The 16,376-nt window shown below is 66.9% G+C and carries 12 protein-coding genes and 1 pseudogene; 7 read left to right on the top strand and 6 right to left on the bottom strand.

The genetic code is table 11. The features are described from left to right. Positions 1-180: 180 nt before the first annotated feature. Positions 181-447: a hypothetical protein gene (locus L6D77_RS25370; protein ID WP_232883396.1), complete on the bottom strand. Its 267-nt coding sequence runs from the start codon at positions 445-447 to the stop codon at positions 181-183. Here L6D77_RS25370 and L6D77_RS25375 point away from each other — a divergent pair. From L6D77_RS25375 to L6D77_RS25390, 4 genes are read left to right on the top strand one after another with little or no spacing between them, the layout of a single operon-like run. Continuing rightward, positions 440-1,216, top strand: coding sequence for a DUF3050 domain-containing protein (locus tag L6D77_RS25375; RefSeq protein ID WP_232883397.1), 777 nt, complete (start codon positions 440-442; stop codon positions 1,214-1,216). The genes L6D77_RS25370 and L6D77_RS25375 overlap by 8 nt on opposite strands. Continuing rightward, complete coding sequence (locus L6D77_RS25380) at positions 1,213-2,142, top strand: diiron oxygenase (protein ID WP_232883398.1); 930 nt, start codon at positions 1,213-1,215, stop codon at positions 2,140-2,142. The genes L6D77_RS25375 and L6D77_RS25380 overlap by 4 nt, the downstream gene beginning before the upstream one ends. Positions 2,143-2,152: 10 nt before the next feature. Then, positions 2,153-5,584: an amino acid adenylation domain-containing protein gene (locus L6D77_RS25385; protein WP_232883399.1), complete on the top strand. Its 3,432-nt coding sequence runs from the start codon at positions 2,153-2,155 to the stop codon at positions 5,582-5,584. A gap of 28 nt (positions 5,585-5,612) precedes the next feature. Beyond that, on the top strand, positions 5,613-6,080 hold the full coding sequence (locus L6D77_RS25390) for an SRPBCC family protein (protein ID WP_232883400.1): 468 nt from the start codon (positions 5,613-5,615) through the stop codon (positions 6,078-6,080). A gap of 73 nt (positions 6,081-6,153) precedes the next feature. Here L6D77_RS25390 and amaA read toward each other — a convergent pair whose 3' ends face one another. Together amaA and amaB are read right to left on the bottom strand one after the other, a co-directional pair. Next, complete coding sequence (gene amaA, locus L6D77_RS25395; protein WP_232883401.1) at positions 6,154-7,440, bottom strand: L-pipecolate oxidase; 1,287 nt, start codon at positions 7,438-7,440, stop codon at positions 6,154-6,156. A 148-nt stretch (positions 7,441-7,588) separates the two neighbouring features. Next, complete coding sequence (amaB, locus tag L6D77_RS25400) at positions 7,589-9,079, bottom strand: L-piperidine-6-carboxylate dehydrogenase (protein ID WP_275094599.1); 1,491 nt, start codon at positions 9,077-9,079, stop codon at positions 7,589-7,591. A 134-nt stretch (positions 9,080-9,213) separates the two neighbouring features. Between amaB and L6D77_RS25405 the strand changes: the two genes are divergently transcribed. After that, a complete protein-coding gene (locus L6D77_RS25405; protein WP_232883402.1) occupies positions 9,214-10,104 on the top strand; it encodes a LysR family transcriptional regulator in 891 nt (296 codons plus the stop codon). Between the two features lie 195 nt (positions 10,105-10,299). Further along, entirely contained in the window at positions 10,300-11,685 is a 1,386-nt protein-coding gene (gene hglS, locus L6D77_RS25410; protein WP_232883403.1) for a 2-oxoadipate dioxygenase/decarboxylase HglS, read from the top strand. A gap of 126 nt (positions 11,686-11,811) precedes the next feature. Here hglS and L6D77_RS27630 read toward each other — a convergent pair whose 3' ends face one another. The 3 genes and pseudogenes from L6D77_RS27630 to L6D77_RS25420 form a co-directional block, all read right to left on the bottom strand. Then, positions 11,812-12,681, bottom strand: a complete 870-nt coding sequence (locus L6D77_RS27630; RefSeq protein WP_373870641.1) for a methyl-accepting chemotaxis protein — start codon at positions 12,679-12,681, stop codon at positions 11,812-11,814. Next, positions 12,679-13,791 (bottom strand): annotated as a pseudogene (locus L6D77_RS27635) (Cache 3/Cache 2 fusion domain-containing protein); the annotation flags it as partial. The pseudogene L6D77_RS27635 and the gene L6D77_RS27630, both read right to left, overlap by 3 nt. A gap of 251 nt (positions 13,792-14,042) precedes the next feature. Beyond that, positions 14,043-14,969: a LysR substrate-binding domain-containing protein gene (locus tag L6D77_RS25420; RefSeq protein WP_232883405.1), complete on the bottom strand. Its 927-nt coding sequence runs from the start codon at positions 14,967-14,969 to the stop codon at positions 14,043-14,045. Positions 14,970-15,126: 157 nt separating this feature from the next. On the opposite strand from L6D77_RS25420, the gene L6D77_RS25425 reads away from it, so the two are divergent. Then, positions 15,127-16,376: NorM family multidrug efflux MATE transporter (locus L6D77_RS25425; protein WP_236170195.1), on the top strand; the 1,250-nt coding region annotated here is incomplete at its 3' end.

Below are 16,376 nucleotides of genomic sequence, written 5' to 3' on the forward strand. Positions count from 1 at the left end.
GCAGAAGGAGCCTGCCACCGGGGCCAGGACCGCAGCACGATCAGCCGCCCCTGAACAGTTCAACACCCTCGACACCCGCTCATCAGTGCTCCGAGTGAAGCATTCACTCCTTGCTTGTTTTTCTGATCATTAATGATCGGAAGGAGCGCTTATTGCCTAATTAAAACTTTTAAATAAGTTTTAACGCGCGCGCTCAACTTGCGATTTATCAAACTTTAAAATAATTAAAAAAACAATTGCAGTGAACTTTGCCATTGCTTTAACTTTTCTCTCGCCCCGTGCAGCAGCCCGGGGCACGCCGTGAACAGCCGCCAGCAACAGACTTTGCGGCCTTGAAATATTGATCTGCAGCGAAACTTTATTCGGGGCACTTGTTCGCCCGAAATAACGTGAGCGCCGACAACTTGCCACACTTAAACCTACAACTAACGGATCCGCCATGAGCACATTGAAGCGCACCCTCGACCATAAGAAACATGCACTTTCGCAACACCCGCTGTTTTCCGAAATCGACTCGCTGGCCACCTTGCGACGGTTCATGGAAACCCATGTCTTCGCGGTATGGGACTTCATGTCGCTGACCAAGCGCCTGCAACAGGAGCTGACCTGCGTCAGCCTGCCCTGGCTACCGCCTGCCGACCCGGCCGCCGCGCGGCTGATCAACGAGATCGTGCTGGGTGAAGAATCGGACGATCGCCTCGACCACGGCCACTACAGCCATTTCGAGCTGTACCTGGACGCCATGCGCGAGGTGGGCGCCAATACCCAGGCCATCGAGCGCTTCATCAGCCTGCAGCAACAAGGCGTCGATGCCCTCAGCGCCCTGCCGCGCTCTGAGGCCAGCGACGCTGCGCAGCGTTTCGTCCGCGATACCCTCGAAGTGGCGCTGCATGCACCCGCCCACCGTGTCGCCGCAGCCTTCCTGCACGGCCGGGAAAGCGTCATCCCGACCATGTTCCAGCAGATCCTCGACGAGTGGGGTATTGGCAGCGAGCAGGCCCCGACCTTCCGTTACTACCTGCAGCGCCATATCGAAGTCGACTCCGAGGACCACGGCCCCGCCGCCGAGCAGTTGCTGGCGCGTCTGGTCGAGCAAGACCCGGTGCGCCAGCAAGAGGTGTATTCGGCCGCCATCGCCGCCGTGGACAGCCGCACGGCCTTGTGGGACCGCCTGCGTGCCGCGCTGCAAGCGCCGGTCGCCGAGGTCAGCCCATGAACGCCCTGGACTACCGCTCCTTCGCCGATGCCTGGGAGGCGCGCGCGACCATCCGCACCCGGCCCCGGCGCCAGGTGGAGGACGACCAGCGCCTGATCTACCCGCTGAGCCGCCAGCCGCTGGTACTGGGCGCCACTTTCCAGCGCGAGTGCCCGCAGCTGCGCGACTTCGTGCTGGTGCAGAGCCTCTACAAGTTCATCAATGACGTGGTGATCTTCGAGACCGAGATCGTCGACCGCACCGCCCGGCGCATCGCCAAGGACCGCTTCGCCGTGCGCTTCCCGTTTGCCTGCCGCTACGACGCGATGACCGTGGTGGTCGACGAGGACTACCACGCCCTGGTGGCCATGGACTTCCTGCAACAGACCATCGCCCTGACCGGCATCGAACCGATCGCCCTGCCCCAGGAGATCGAGCTCAGCCGGGCGATCCCGGCGGCGCTGGCTCAGGTGCCCGAAGCCCTGCGCGACGCGCTGGAGCTGGTGTGCGTGGGTATCGCCGAAAATACCCTGACCGACGATGTGGCAGCGTTTGCCCGGGATGATTCGGTCAAGCCGTCGGTGAAAGGGCTGATGGCCGACCACCTGCTCGACGAAGGCCGCCATTCGAGCTTCTGGGCCCGCCTCACGCGGATCTACTGGCAGGCCGCGCCAGAGGCCGAGCGGCAGGCGATCGCCAAGGTACTGCCGGTGTTCCTCGGCCAGTACCTGACCAACGACATCCAGCAGGCCTTCGACTTCGCCCTGATCGCCGCGCTGCCGGTGGACGAGGCGGTGCGCGAGGCCCTGCGCGAGGAGGCACGGGGCCTGGCCTACCCGATCAACCACCAGCACCCGCTGCTGGGCAACATCCTGCGCTTCCTGCGCAGCAGCTCGATGCTCGAATCGGCCTGCGTGCAGGACGCGCTGCGCGACTACCTGCCCTGAGGACCCGATCATGAGACGCCTCGACATACTCCTGGTGGGCACCAGCCCCGCCATCGGCGCCTGTGCCCGCCTGCTCGACGAACATGGCCATGGCACCACCATGGCAGATAGCGCCCAGGCCCTGCGCCGGCAACTGTCGGCCGCCACCGAGCTGGTGGTGGACGACGGCAGCCTGACCCTGGCCAGCGGCGACTGGCAGGCACTGGGCAGCACACCCTTGCTCAGGCTGCGCCTGGGCGCCCGCTTCGGTGAAACCTTGCCGCACCTGGAAACCCTGTGCTGGTGCGGCAGTGCCACTGCCCAGCGCCTGATCGAACGGCTGCCGGTAGAGATGCCGGAGTCGGGCAACGGCCAACAACTGCGCGAGGACACACTGCAGGCCCTGTGCGACCAACTGGCCTTGCACGTCACCCGCTTCGCCCGTAACCCGCAGCACCTGCAGGAGGCGCCGGCGGTCAGCCCCGGCGCCTACGAACACGAGCACGGCCTGGGCTGGCTGGAGGCCTTGGCCTACCGGCATCCGTTCAACCGCGCGCTGCGTGCCGACCTGCTGGAACGCGCCCAGGGCAGCCTGGTCGGGCAGCTGGAACAAAGCCTGCGCCGGCACGCCGCATCCCCGGCGCTGCAGTACGCCGGCCAGCGTCATAGCTATCGCCAGCTGCACGCCCGCACAGCCGCCATCCAGCAAGCCCTGCTGCCGCTGCTGACCGAAGCCGGCACGGCTCCAGCGGTGGTGGCCGTGTGCATGAACAAGTCGCCCGCGCTCTACGCCAGCCTGCTGGCGGTGCTCGGCTGCGGCGCCGTCTACCTGCCGCTGGACCCGGCCACGCCCACCGCCCGACGCCAACGCATCCTCGAGGATGCCGGCGCCTGCGTGCTGCTGCATGACGGCCAACACCCTGCCGCTATCCCCCACCTGGATGTACGTGACATAGCGCCGTCAGAGGGTGCCGAGCTGCCAAGCCTGGTACTGCGCGAAGCGGACGTCGGGCAACCCTGCGTGGCGATCTACACCTCCGGCACCACCGGCCAGCCCAAGGGCGTGCTGCTGAGCCAAGGCAACCTGATGCACTTCATGGCCTGGTACCGCGAGCACGTGGCACTGGATCGGCACAGCCGGGTACTGCAGTTTTCCACCATCGGCTTCGACGCCTCCCTGCTGGATATCCTGCCGACCTTCGCCTGCGGTGCCGAACTGGTGCTGCCCAGCGAAGACCAGCGCCGTGACCCGCGGCAACTACTGGCACTTATCCACAGCCAGGAAATCACCCATGCGTTCCTGCCGCCGGCCCTGCTGAGCATCCTGCCGCGCGACGAACACCTGGGCCTGCAGCACCTGGTCACCGGGGGCGATGTCTGCGAACCCGAGGTGATCGCACGGCTGGCCGGGCAATGCCGGATGCACAACATCTATGGCCCGACCGAAACCACGGTGCTGGCCACCACGCGGGTGATGGCGCCGGGTGACAGCAACCGCAACCTCGGGCTGCCGATCGCCAACACCCAGGTGCTGATCCTCGACGAAGCCCTGCGCCCAGTGCTGGAGCAGACACCCGGCGAGCTGTACATCGCCGGGCCGGGCGTAGGCCTGGGTTACCTGAACAACCCGGCGCTGACGGCCGAGCGCTTCGTCGAGCTGAACCTGCCCGATGGCCGCTCGCTCAGGGCCTACCGGACCGGCGATATCGGCCAATGGACCGCCCAGGGCATCGAGCTGTGCGGGCGGCGCGACAACCAGGTGAAGATCCGCGGCTATCGCGTGGAGCCCGAGGAGATCGAGCACTGCCTGCGCGACGCCCGCCTGTTCGCCCAGGTGGCGGTGGTGATCGACCCCCAGCGCCGGGTGCTGGCCTTCCTCGCCCACCCGGAGAAAACCGACGCCCAGACCCTGCTGCGCGAGCATGCCGAAAGCAGCCTGCCCGACTACATGCGCCCGATGTTCTACCAGGTGCTGGAGCAGATGCCCTACACCGCCAACGGCAAGGTCGACCGCCAGGCACTGCTGCTGCGGCCACTGGCGTTGGCGACGCAGCAGCACCTGCAACCGCAAACCGCCACCGAACATCGGCTGCGCGAGCTGTGGAGCGAATTGCTGGAATTACCCCAGGCAGACATCGCCATCGACGACAGCTTCTTCAACCTGGGGGGCCACTCGATCCTGCTGTCACGCCTGCTGCTGGAGGTGCGCGAGCGCTTCGGCCAGGGGGTGGCGATCAACCGCTTCATCGAGCAACCGACCGTGCAACGCCTGGGCGCGTTGCTCGACGGTGTCGAGGCCGCGCAGCAGGACCCACTGGCCCGCCCGGAACAGGATGCGGCGCGCGAACTGGGCCTGCGGGTACTGCCGGTGGAACAACTGGGCGATGTGCACAAGGTGATCGTCACCGGCGCCAACAGCTTCGTCGGCGTGCACCTGGTCGAGGCGCTGCTGGACTGGGGCGCCACCGAAGTGGCCTGCCTGGTGCGCCGCAGCGGCGACCTGGCGGCCGACGAGCGCTTCACCCGGGCGCTGCGTGACAACCAACTGGTGCTGGACATGGCCCGTGTGCGGGTGTTCGAAGCCGACCTGCGCCAGCCACGCCTGGGGCTGGCCGAGGCCGACTACGACTACCTGGACGAACACTACGGCGCGCTGCTGCACAACGCCGCCCAGGTCAACCATGTGCTCGACTACCAGGCGCTGGCCGCCGACAACATCGAGCCGCTGTTCGAGTGCCTGCGGTTGTGCGAGGGCCGGCGCAAGAAGATCTTCAACTTCGTCTCGACCCTGTCCGCCTGCAGTGCCGTGGACAACGCCGGCCATGTGCTGGAGGCCGAGCCGGCAGCAACGCCGCCGCTGTACATCCGCAACGGCTACAACCTGAGCAAATGGGTCGGCGAGCGCATCCTGCAGCGCGCCCGCGCGCAAGGGGTGTGGGTCAACCTGTTCCGCCCCGGCAACATCACCTTCGACAGCCGCACCGGCGTCTGCCAGCCCCACAGCAACCGCCTGATGCTGATGCTCAAGGGCTCGCTGCAGCTGGGCCAGGTGCCGCGCCTGGAGATCGACTTCGACCTGATGCCGGTGGACTTCCTGGCCCGCTTCATCGCCTTCCACAGCAGCCGCCACCAGCCTGGCGAGTGCGTGTTCAACCTGCACAACCCCGAGCCGCTGCGCTGGAGCGACTACCTGGCGTCGTTCCGCGAGCAGGGCCATGCCTTCGAGCTGGTCAGCGTCGAGCACTGGCAACAGCGCCTGCGCCGGATCGACCGCGACAACGCGCTGTATGACGTCCTCGGCTTCTACCTGGACGGCTTCGGCGAAGACATCGGCGACATCGGTGGCATCGCCCACGACAACGCCCGCGCCGGTGTGCGGCGCATGGGCAGCCATTACCCGAGCAAGAGCCCGGCGCTGCTGCGCCGGGGCTGCCGCTACCTGGCCGACATCGGCTTTATCTGACCTTCACCCACAACCGGAGCAACACGACATGCAAGCACTCAAGCCCGATACCCTGATCCGCAACCCCGAAGGCTGCCGGGTGGTGTCCAGCGTGGACATCGCCGCGCCCGCCGCCAGCGTCTGGAACATCGTCGGCAACTTCGCCGGCTTCCCGGTGTTCATCCCGGCACTGGCGCACATCGATATGACCGGCAGCGGCGTGCGCTCGGTGCGCAAGAAGCTGTTCAAGGACGGCAACGTGGTGATCGAACAGCTCAACACCCGTGACGATAGGGCCATGCACATGACCTGGAGCCTGATCTACACCAGCCTGAACATCGGCAACCTGTGGGCGGCGATGGCCGTGGAGGTGCTCGATGCCGGCCACAGCCGCGCCACCTGGACCATCCAGGCCGAACCCCAGCAAGGCGGACCGGAGGCGCTGCCAGGCTTCCAGGCGTTCCTGCAGGGCTTTGCCGATGAGGCGATGGGCAATGTGAAGAACCTGCTCAGCTGACCCCGCCCAACGACAAAAAGCCGCGTCCCCCGGGGAAGCGGCTTTTTGTCGTTGGGCAACGCCGGTTGGCGGGTTACAGCACCACGCGCAGGCACTGCCCGGCGTGATACAGCGAGAACCCCGACTCGTAGAACGCCGTGCGCAACGACGGTGCACTCACCGGTTTCATCGGCGAGAACGGGATCGGCAGGCTGTCCGGGTCATCCTTGAGCAGGAACTCGGCGAAGGCCCGGCCGATCACCGTGCCGGTGGTGTTGCCACGGCCGTTGTAGCCGGTCACCGCCACCAGCCCCGGCGCCGGTTCGAACAGGCGCATCAGGTGGTCGGGGGTGAAGTCGATGCAGCCGGTCCAGTGCATTTCCCACTCGACCTTGCCCAGCTCCGGGTAGTAGTGGCTCTGGATGCGGTCGGCCCAGCTGCGCACGAACCACGAAGGCTTGTTGTCGACACGGCCAAGGCTGCCGAGCAGCAGGCGGCCCTGGTCGTCGCGGCGGATGCTGCTGAGTACGGTGCGGGTGTCCCACGAGCCCTGGCCATGGGGCAGCACCTTGTCGGCAGCCGCGCCATGCAAAGGCTTGGAGGCCACCTGGTAGTAGTAGCCACGGAAGAACTGCTTTTGCAGGTTGCTCCAGTCGCCTTCGGTGTAGGCGCCGGTGGAGATCACCACCTTGTCGGCGCGCACCGCGCCGCGCGCGGTCTTCACCCGCCAGGCAGCGCCGTCGCGCTCAAGGCCTTCGACCGCGGATTGCTGGAACAGCTTGCCGCCCAGGCGGGCCACGGCGCCCGCCAGGCCCTGGGTATAGCCCATGGGGTTGATGGTGCCGGCGCGGCGGTCGAGCAGCGCGGCGGAAATCTTGTCGGTACCGCAGTATTCCTGGCATTTCGCGCCGGTCAGCAGCTCGACATCGGCGCCACGGCGCGACCATTGCTGGTGGCGGGCTTCAAGGTCGGCGATGCCGGTGGCGTTGTGCGCCATGTGCAGCGTGCCTTTGTGCTGAGCCTGGCAGTCGATACCCAAGCGCTCGATCATGGCGAACACTTCGCCCGGCGCTTCGCCCAGTACCTTGTTCAGGCGGCTGCCTTGCTTCTCGCCGAGGGTGGCCTCGACGTCGTCGGGGCGGATCCAGGTGCCGGCGTTGACCAGGCCGACGTTGCGCCCCGAGCCGCCGTGGCCGATCTTCCAGGCCTCCAGCAGGATCACCGACTTGCCTTGCTCCAGCAGGTGGATCGCCGCGGACAGCCCGGTGATGCCGCCGCCGATCACACAGACATCGGCCTTGTGCTCGCCGGCCAGGGCCTGGGCGGCGACGGTCGGCCGGGTGACGTGTTCCCACAGACATTCTTGACGCAGTTCGGACATGGCCCGGCTCCAGCAAAATTTTATTCTTGTTGCGGCCCTATCGCCGGCAAGCCACGGCGGCGAACCGCGGCTCCCACAAGGATCGACACGGTCCCTGTGGGAGCCGGCTTGCCGGCGATCCGGGGGCAACGCCCCCGGCCATACAGCATCAGTCGAACACAATGCCCTGCGCCAGCGGCAGCTCGCGCGAGTAGTTCACGGTGTTGGTCTGGCGACGCATGTAGCCTTTCCAGGCATCGGAGCCCGACTCACGGCCACCGCCGGTCTCTTTCTCGCCACCGAACGCACCGCCGATCTCGGCGCCGCTGGTGCCGATGTTGACGTTGGCGATGCCGCAGTCGCTGCCCGACGCACTCTGGAAGCGCTCGGCCTCACGAATGTCGGTGGTGAAGATGCACGACGACAGGCCCTGTGGCACTTCGTTGTTCAGGCGCAGGGCCTCTTCGAAGTCGTCATAGGCCAGCACGTAGAGGATCGGCGCGAAGGTTTCGTGGCGCACCACGTCGCTCTGGGCCGGCATCTCGGCGATGGCCGGGGTCACGTAGAAGGCGTTCGGGTACTGCTCGGCCAGCTGGCGCTCGCCACCGAATACCTGGCCGCCTTCATCGCGAGCCTTGGCCAGCGCGCCTTGCATGGCATCGAACGACAGCTTGTCGATCAGCGGGCCAACCAGGTTGTCCTTGCGTGGGTCGCCGATGCGCACCTTGGCGTAGGCGGCCTTGACCCGCGCCACCACTTCATCCTTGATCGAACGGTGCACGATCAGGCGGCGCAGGGTGGTGCAGCGCTGGCCGGCAGTGCCTACGGCCGAGAACAGGATGCCGCGCACGGCCAGGTCCAGGTCTGCGCTCGGGGCGAGGATCATGGCGTTGTTGCCACCCAGTTCGAGGATGCTGCGGCCGAAGCGGGCGGCCACACGTGGGCCCACTTCACGGCCCATGCGGGTGCTGCCGGTGGCGCTGACCAGCGGCACGCGCGGGTCGTCGACCAGGGCTTCACCGGCTTCGCGGCCGCCGATCACCAGCTGGCTGAGGCCGGCCGGCGCGTCGCCGAAGGCTTTCAGGGCTTTTTCGAACAGTGCCTGGCAGGCCAGGGCGGTGAGCGGGGTCTTCTCGGACGGTTTCCACACCACCGAGTTGCCGGCCACCAGGGCCAGCGCGGTGTTCCACGCCCACACCGCAACCGGGAAGTTGAAGGCGCTGATCACGCCGACCACGCCCAGCGGGTGCCAGGATTCACGCATGTGGTGGCCCGGGCGCTCGGAGGCGATGGTCAGGCCGTACAGCTGGCGCGACAGGCCAACGGCGAAGTCGCAGATGTCGATCATTTCCTGCACTTCGCCCAGGCCTTCCTGGGTGATCTTGCCGGCTTCGATCGAGACCAGCTCGCCGAGGTCGGCCTTGTGTTCGCGCAGCACTTCACCGAACAGGCGCACCAGCTCGCCACGGCGCGGGGCCGGCACGCTGCGCCAGGCTTCGAAGGCCTGCTGGGCCTGGTCGATGCGGGCGATGGTGTCGGCCTTGCCGAGCAGTTTCACCGAGGCGATCTGGCTGCCATCGATCGGGGTGTGGACAGGGTAGTCGCCCTGGGTGTGAGCCGCGGCGGCAACGCCAAGGCGCTCGAGCAATGCAGCAACCATTGTGCTTCTCCTTTCATCGGTGAAGGGTTGGAAAATGACGTGGGTCAGTATTAATCCGATTACACCAGTGCAACAAACGACCTTTATTCCGCATATCATTCCGACAGGTAATGATTCGAGCCGCCGAGACCGCTATGTCCAAACGCCTGGTACCGTCCATGACCGCCCTGCAGTGCTTCGAGGCTGCGGCGCGCCACCTGAGCTTCACCCGCGCCGCCGAAGAGCTGCACCTGACCCAGAGCGCGGTCAGCAAGCAGGTTGCACAGCTGGAGGAGATGCTGCGCCACCACCTGTTCCTGCGTATCCGCCGGCGCCTGCAGCTCACCCCCGCAGGCGCGCTGTACCTGGCCGAGGTCAACAAGATCCTCACCCAGGTCGACATGTCCAGCCGCTACGTGCAGACCTACGGCACGCAGACCGAAGTACTCAAGGTAGCCACTCAACCGAGTTTTGGCGTGCGCTGGCTGATCCCGCACCTCAAGGGCTTCGGCAAGCGCCACCCGAACATCCACCTGGACATCCGCAACGAGATGGAGCCGTTCGCCCTGCTGCAGGGCTCGGCCGACGTGGTGTTCTTCTATGGCCAGGGCACCTGGCCGGGTGCGACCTGCGTGGCGCTGTTCGGTGAGGAGGTGGTGCCGGTGTGTGCGCCTGAGCTGCTGCAAGGGCGCACGCTGCCCGACGCCGGCGCGCTGGCGGAGCTGGTGCTGCTGCAAAGCGCCTCGCGCCCGGAGGCCTGGCATGAGTGGTTCCTGGAGCAGGGGCTGCACACCGACAACAGCTACCACGGGCCGCGTTTCGATACGTTCTATATGGCCTTGAGCGCTGCGCAGTCGGGGTGCGGGGTGGCGCTGGTGCCGCGCTACCTGGTGGCCAAGGAATTGGCCGAGGGCAGCCTGGTGATGGCCTGGGACCATGCGATGAAGAGCAATGGCGCGCATTACCTGGCGTATGCCGAGCATGCGGCCGAGGTGCCGAAGGTGCGGGCGTTGGTGGAATGGGTTCGCGAGCAGCTTCAGGGTTGAGATGGCTGGGGCCGCTGTGCGGCCCTTTCGCCGGCAAGCCGGCTCCCACACGGATCACTGTGGGAGCTGGCTTGCCAGCGATGAGGCCCTCAAGGTCGATCAAAAAAGGAATGAAACACCTACTTTTTTTCGCTTGTACGGCAACTCCATTCCCAGCTTTCATGTAAGCGTCCGAACCTAACCAGGAAGCTTGCGATGCCCGCCCACGATTTCGTCAGCCCCGACAGCATCCGCGCGCAGTTCTCTGCCGCCATGTCGCTCATGTACAAACAGGAAGTGCCCCTGTACGGCACGCTGCTTGAGCTGGTGAGCGAGATCAACCAGCAGGTTATGGCCCAGCAGCCCCAGGTGGCCGAGGCCCTGCGCTGGACCGGCGAGATCGAGCGCCTCGACCAGGAGCGCCACGGCGCCATCCGCGTCGGCACCGCCGAAGAACTCGCCACCATCGCCCGGCTGTTCGCGGTGATGGGCATGCACCCGGTCGGCTACTACGACTTGAGCTCGGCCGGTGTGCCGGTGCACTCCACCGCCTTTCGCGCCGTGCACGAGCAGTCGTTGCACGTCAGCCCGTTCCGCGTGTTCACCTCGCTGCTGCGCCTGGAGCTGATCGACAACCCGCAACTGCGCGAACTGGCCCAGGGCATCCTCAGCCAGCGGCAGATCTTCACCCCGCGTGCGCTCGAGCTGATTGCCCAGTGCGAACGCGACGGTGGCCTGAACACGAGCGACGCCGAGGCTTTCGTCAACGAAGCCCTGCACACCTTCCGCTGGCACCAGGACGCCACGGTCACCGCCGAGCAGTACCAGCAGTTGCACGACCAGCACCGACTGATCGCCGACGTGGTGGCGTTCAAGGGCCCGCACATCAACCACCTGACCCCACGCACCCTGGACATCGACGCGATCCAGGTCGGCATGCCGGCCAAGGGCATCCCGCCCAAAGCCGTGGTCGAAGGCCCGCCCACCCGTCGCCACCCGATCCTGCTGCGCCAGACCAGCTTCAAGGCCTTGCAGGAGAAGGTTGCCTTCAGCGATGCCCAGGGCAGCCACACCGCGCGCTTCGGCGAGATCGAACAGCGCGGCGCGGCACTGACGCCCAAGGGCCGCCAGCTGTACGACCGCCTGCTCGACGCCACCCGCGCCGCCCTGGGCGGAGTGCCGGCCGAGGCCAATGCCGAGCGCTACAAGGCGCTGCTGGAGGCGCAGTTCGCCGAGTTCCCGGATGACCTGGCGCAGATGCGTGAACAGGGGCTGGCGTACTTCCGCTACTTCGCGACCGAGAAGGGCCTGGCCGCACGCGGTCAGGCGGATCGCCCGACCACGCTGCAAGGCCTGATCGACGCCGGCCACGTGCATTACGAGGCGCTGGTTTACGAGGACTTTTTGCCGGTGAGTGCGGCGGGGATCTTCCAGTCCAACCTGGGCGACGAGGGCCAGGCCGAGTACGGCAGCAATGCCAACCGCGAGGCTTTCGAGGCAGCGCTGGGGCTCAAGGTGGAGGATGAGCTGGGGTTGTATGCGCAGAGTGAGCGACGGTCGTTGCAGGCGTGTGCGCAGGCGTTGGATCTGGGGGCGATGTAAGGCTTCAATCATTCGGGGCCGCTGCGCGGCCCTTTCGCCGGCAAGCCGGCTCCCACAGGTACGGCGCACACTGCTCTTGTGGGAGCTGGCTTGCCAGCGAAAGGGCCGCAAAGCGGCCCCAATGCACTATCGCTGGGTACGGAACCGATCCACTTCCTGGCGCAACTGCCCCGCCAGCCCTTCCAGTTCCCGTGCGGTATTGGCCAGCTCATTGGCCACATCGCGCTGCTCGCTGTTGGCCTGGGCAATGCTCTGCAGGTTGCGGCTAAGCACCGTGGCGGTGCTGCTCTGTTCCTGGGTCGCCGTGCTGATCACCGCGAACTGCTCACCCGCCGTACGGCTCTGCTCGTCGATGCGCGCCAACGCCTCGGCCACCTTGTCGTTGCGCGCCAGGCCTTCCTGCATCAGCTGGTTGCCCTGCTCCAGGGTGCTGATGGCGTGGCCGGTCTGCTGCTGGATGCTGGCGATCATCCCGGAAATCTCGTCAGTGGCCTGGCGCGTACGCGCGGCCAGGCCACGCACCTCGTCGGCTACCACGGCAAAGCCACGGCCCTGCTCGCCGGCACGGGCCGCTTCGATGGCGGCGTTGAGCGCCAGCAGGTTGGTCTGTTCGGCGATCGCGGTGATCACCCCGACGATGCCGCCGATCTCCTGCGAGCGGGCACCCAGGGTGTCCATCACCGTCGCCGTGCCGCCCAGGGCCTGGGCAATCTGCTTGAGCGAGGCCGAGGCTTCGTCCATGGCATTGCGGCCGATGCGGGTCTGCTGGGCGTTGTCGCGGGCCATGCGTTCGGTGCCGGCCATGTTGTCGGCGATGTTCATCGAGGTGGCGCTGAACTCTTCCACCGCGCCGGCCATGCTGGTGATCTCGCCGGACTGCTGGTCCATGCCCTCGCAGGCACCGGACGACAGGCCCGACAGCGAACGGGCGCGGCCGCTGACCTGCTCGGAGGCTTCGCGGATATGCTCGACCATGGTCGCCAGGGCATCGGCCATCTGGTTAAACCCGCGCGCCAGCTGGCCGATCTCGTCATGGCTGGTGACGCTCAGGCGGGCATTGAGGTTGCCGGCCCCCAGGGCCTCGGCCTGGCGCACCAGGTCGCCCAGCGGGCGCAGCTTGCGGCGCAGCAGCCACAGCGTGGCGACCACGGCCAGCAGCATGGCCAGCAGGCTGCCGATGGCCAGGCGCAGGCCGACACTCCAGGTCACCTCGCGGATTTCGGCCTGCGGCATGCTCGCCACCACGGTCCATGGGCCCTCGGCGAACGGCATGGCGACGCTGAACTGCTGCGCACCGGCGCTCTCCCAGAAGCGCCCCTCGCCGGCCTTGAGGCCTTTGATGGCCTGGGCCGCGGCCTCGCCGTCACGCACCTCGGCCGGCGCCACCAGCCACTTGCCCTGCTCGTCCAGCAGCGCCAGCGAACCGGTCTGGCCGATGCGAAAGCGCTGCAGATTGGCGAACTGGGCCTTCTGCGCGTCGGTGTAGTCGAAGCCGACGAACAGCACCGCGATCACCCGGCCGCTGCCGTCACTGACCGGCACGTAGCGGGTCATGTAGTTGCGCTCGAACAGCACGGCGCGGCCGACGTAGGTCTGCCCGGCCATCAGCTTGGCGTAGGCCGGGTGCTGGCGGTCGAGCTGGGTGCCGATGGCGCGGCTGCCGTCCTGCTTGGTCAGCGAGGTGCTGATGCGCACGAAGTCGTCGCCACTGCGCACGAACAGGGTGGCGACCCCGGCGGTCATCTGCTGGAACTCGTCGACCTGGCGGAAATCGTTGTTCAGCAAATGCTCACCCAGGTACAGCGCCGGGGTGGCGACGCCGGCCACGCTGACCGTCTCGCCCGCATGCAGGGCCAGGCCCGTGGCGAAGCGGCGCTCGAACAGGCCACTGAGGCGCTGGGTGTTGTCCCTGAGCGAGCCGTGGAAGGTGTCCAGCTGGTCGGCCAGCAGCCGCGCCTCGCTGCCCAGGTGGGCCTGGCGGGTGGTGAGGTTGGCGTCGTCCAGCGAACGCAGGGCGAACAGGGTACTGCCGGTGATCACCAGCGCCAGCACGATGGCGAGGGCGATACCGAGCTGCGAGGCGATACGGGCACGCGGTTGAGACATGGGAGAGCTCCTGGCAAGAGGCCGGGATCGTCCTGATCACGCTGACCACCCGCTTCCTATCGACGGGAAATCGCGCCCTCTTCCGGGACGCTGGTGCCAGTGGATCGGCGTCGCGGGGGAATACTTGAGTGTCGGGCCGGGGTATTCGCAAACCTTTGCTTCTATGGCCCTTCGCGGGTAAACCCGCTCCCACAGGTTATGCGCAGTCACTGTGGGAGCGGGTTTACCCGCGAAAGGGCCGGCCCAGGCACTCAATCCACCGACAGGATTTCGACTGCCGGCAAGTCCATCGCCACCGCCTCTTCCTGCAAAAACCCACTCAACCTGCGCAACCGCTCGCCCCCCGGCCGGGTCCTGGGCCACACCAGGTAGTAGTCCAGCCCACTGGCCACCGCCGTCGGCCAGGGCAGGCTCAGGCGCCGCTGGGCCACGTCTTCGGCCACCATCAGCAGGTCGCCCATGGAGATCCCATAGCCCCGCGCGGCGGCGATCATGCCCAGCTCAAGGGTGTCGAACACCTGCCCGCCCTTGAGCGAGACCTTGTCGGTGAGCCCCATGCGCGCCAGCCAGGCGCGCCAGTCGCGCTTGTCGGGGGTGGGGTGCAGCAGTTCGATACCCGCCAGCCGCCGCTCATCCCAGGGCGCATCGTCGAGCAGGTCCGGCGCCCCTACCGGGATCAGCAGTTCGCTGAACAGCCGGCGCACTTCCCAGTCGGCCGGGAAGTTGCCGTCGCTGAGCAGCACCGCGCAGTCGAACGGCTCCTGGTTGAAGTCGACGTGGTCAACGTCCATCCAGGCGCTGGTCAGCTGCACTTCGTTGCCCGGCTGCAGGTGGCGAAAGCGGCTCAGGCGCGCCAGCAGCCAGCGCATGGTCAGGGTGGACGGCGCCTTCATGCGCAGGATGTCGTCTTCGCCGCGCAAGGTCTCGCAGGCCCGCTCCAGGGCGGCGAAGCCATCGCGCACGCCGGGCAGCAGCACCCGCGCGGCCTCGGTCAGCTGCAGGCTGCGGCCGCTGCGCACGAACAGGCGGCAGGCGAAGTGCTCTTCCAGGGTGCGGATATGCCGGCTGACCGCGCTCTGGGTGATCGACAGTTCGACCCCGGCGCGGGTGAAGGAGCTCAGCCGGGCGGCGGCTTCGAATGCGCGCAGCGCATACAGCGGGGGGAGCTGGCGGGACATGGCGTACCTGGCATGCGGGGGCCGTGGAGGCAGTGCACTGGATCATACATGCATGAGTCAGACTCATGGCAGTGATCGCTTTTATCCTTTTGTGCAAAGCTGACCGAAGCCTCAGAATCGACCGCTCGCTCATTGCCCCACCCACAAGGACAGCCCCATGCACGTCGCGCCCACCACCGAACTCAAGGCTTTGCTGCGCCTGGCCGGGCCGCTGATCGCCTCGCAGTTGGCGCACATGCTGATGGTGCTCACCGACACCCTGATGATGGCCCGCATCAGCCCGCAAGCCCTGGCCGGCGGTGGGCTGGGGGCGGCGAGCTATTCGTTCGTGTCGATCTTCTGCCTTGGGATCATCGCGGCGGTCGGTACGCTGGTGGCGATCCGCAAGGGCGCCAACGATATCGAGGGCGCCACCCGCCTGGCCCAAAGCGGTTTGTGGCTGGCCTGGGGCCTGGCGCTCGCCGCAGCACTGGTGCTGTGGAACCTCAAGCCCGCGTTGCTGCTGTTCGGCCAGCAGCCGGAGAACGTCGACGCGGCCATGCAGTTCCTCACTTTGCTGCCACTGGCCCTGCCCGGTTACCTGACGTTCATGGCCCTGCGCGGCTTCACCAGTGCGCTGGGCCGCTCCACGCCAGTGATGGTCATCAGCCTGGTGGGCACGGTGCTCAACTACCTGCTCAACCATGCGCTGATCGAGGGCATGTTCGGCCTGCCCAAGCTGGGCCTGATGGGCATCGGCCTGGTCACCGCGGTGGTGTCGATGGGCATGGCCATTGCCTTGGCGCTGTACATCCGCTGGCACAAGGCCTATGCCGCCTACCCGCTGCGCAAGGGCCTGATGCGCCCTTCGCTGCCGGCGCTGCGCGAGCTGTGGCGCCTGGGCCTGCCGATCGGCGGCACCTACATGGTCGAGGTCGGGCTGTTCGCCTTCGCCGCGCTGTGCATGGGCGTGCTTGGCAGCACGGAGCTTGCGGCGCACCAGATCGCCCTGCAGATCGTCTCTACGGCCTTCATGGTGCCGACCGGGCTGTCCTATGCGGTGACCATGCGCGTCGGCCTGTACTACGGCGCCGGCAACCTGTTGGCGGCGCGCAGTGCCGGGCGTGTCGGGATCGGTTTTGGTGCCACGCTGATGCTTGGTTTCGCGGCGCTGTTCCTGTTGCTGCCGGACAACCTGGTGGCATTGCTGGTGGACCGTGGCGACCCGGCCTTTGCGCCGATCTTCCAACTGGCGGTGCAACTGCTGATGGTGGCGGCCTGGTTCGAGCTGTTCGACGGCGTGCAGACCATCGCCATGGGCTCGATCCGGGGCTTGAAGGATGCCAGGACCACCTTCCTGATCGGCGCGGTGTGCTACTGGCTGGTGGGGGCGCCGAGTGCCTGGCTGTTCGCCTTCACCCTCGGTGG

The sequence above is a fragment of the Pseudomonas parasichuanensis genome (assembly GCF_021601385.1).
In the GTDB taxonomy this organism is placed as follows: Bacteria; Pseudomonadota; Gammaproteobacteria; order Pseudomonadales; family Pseudomonadaceae; genus Aquipseudomonas; species Aquipseudomonas parasichuanensis.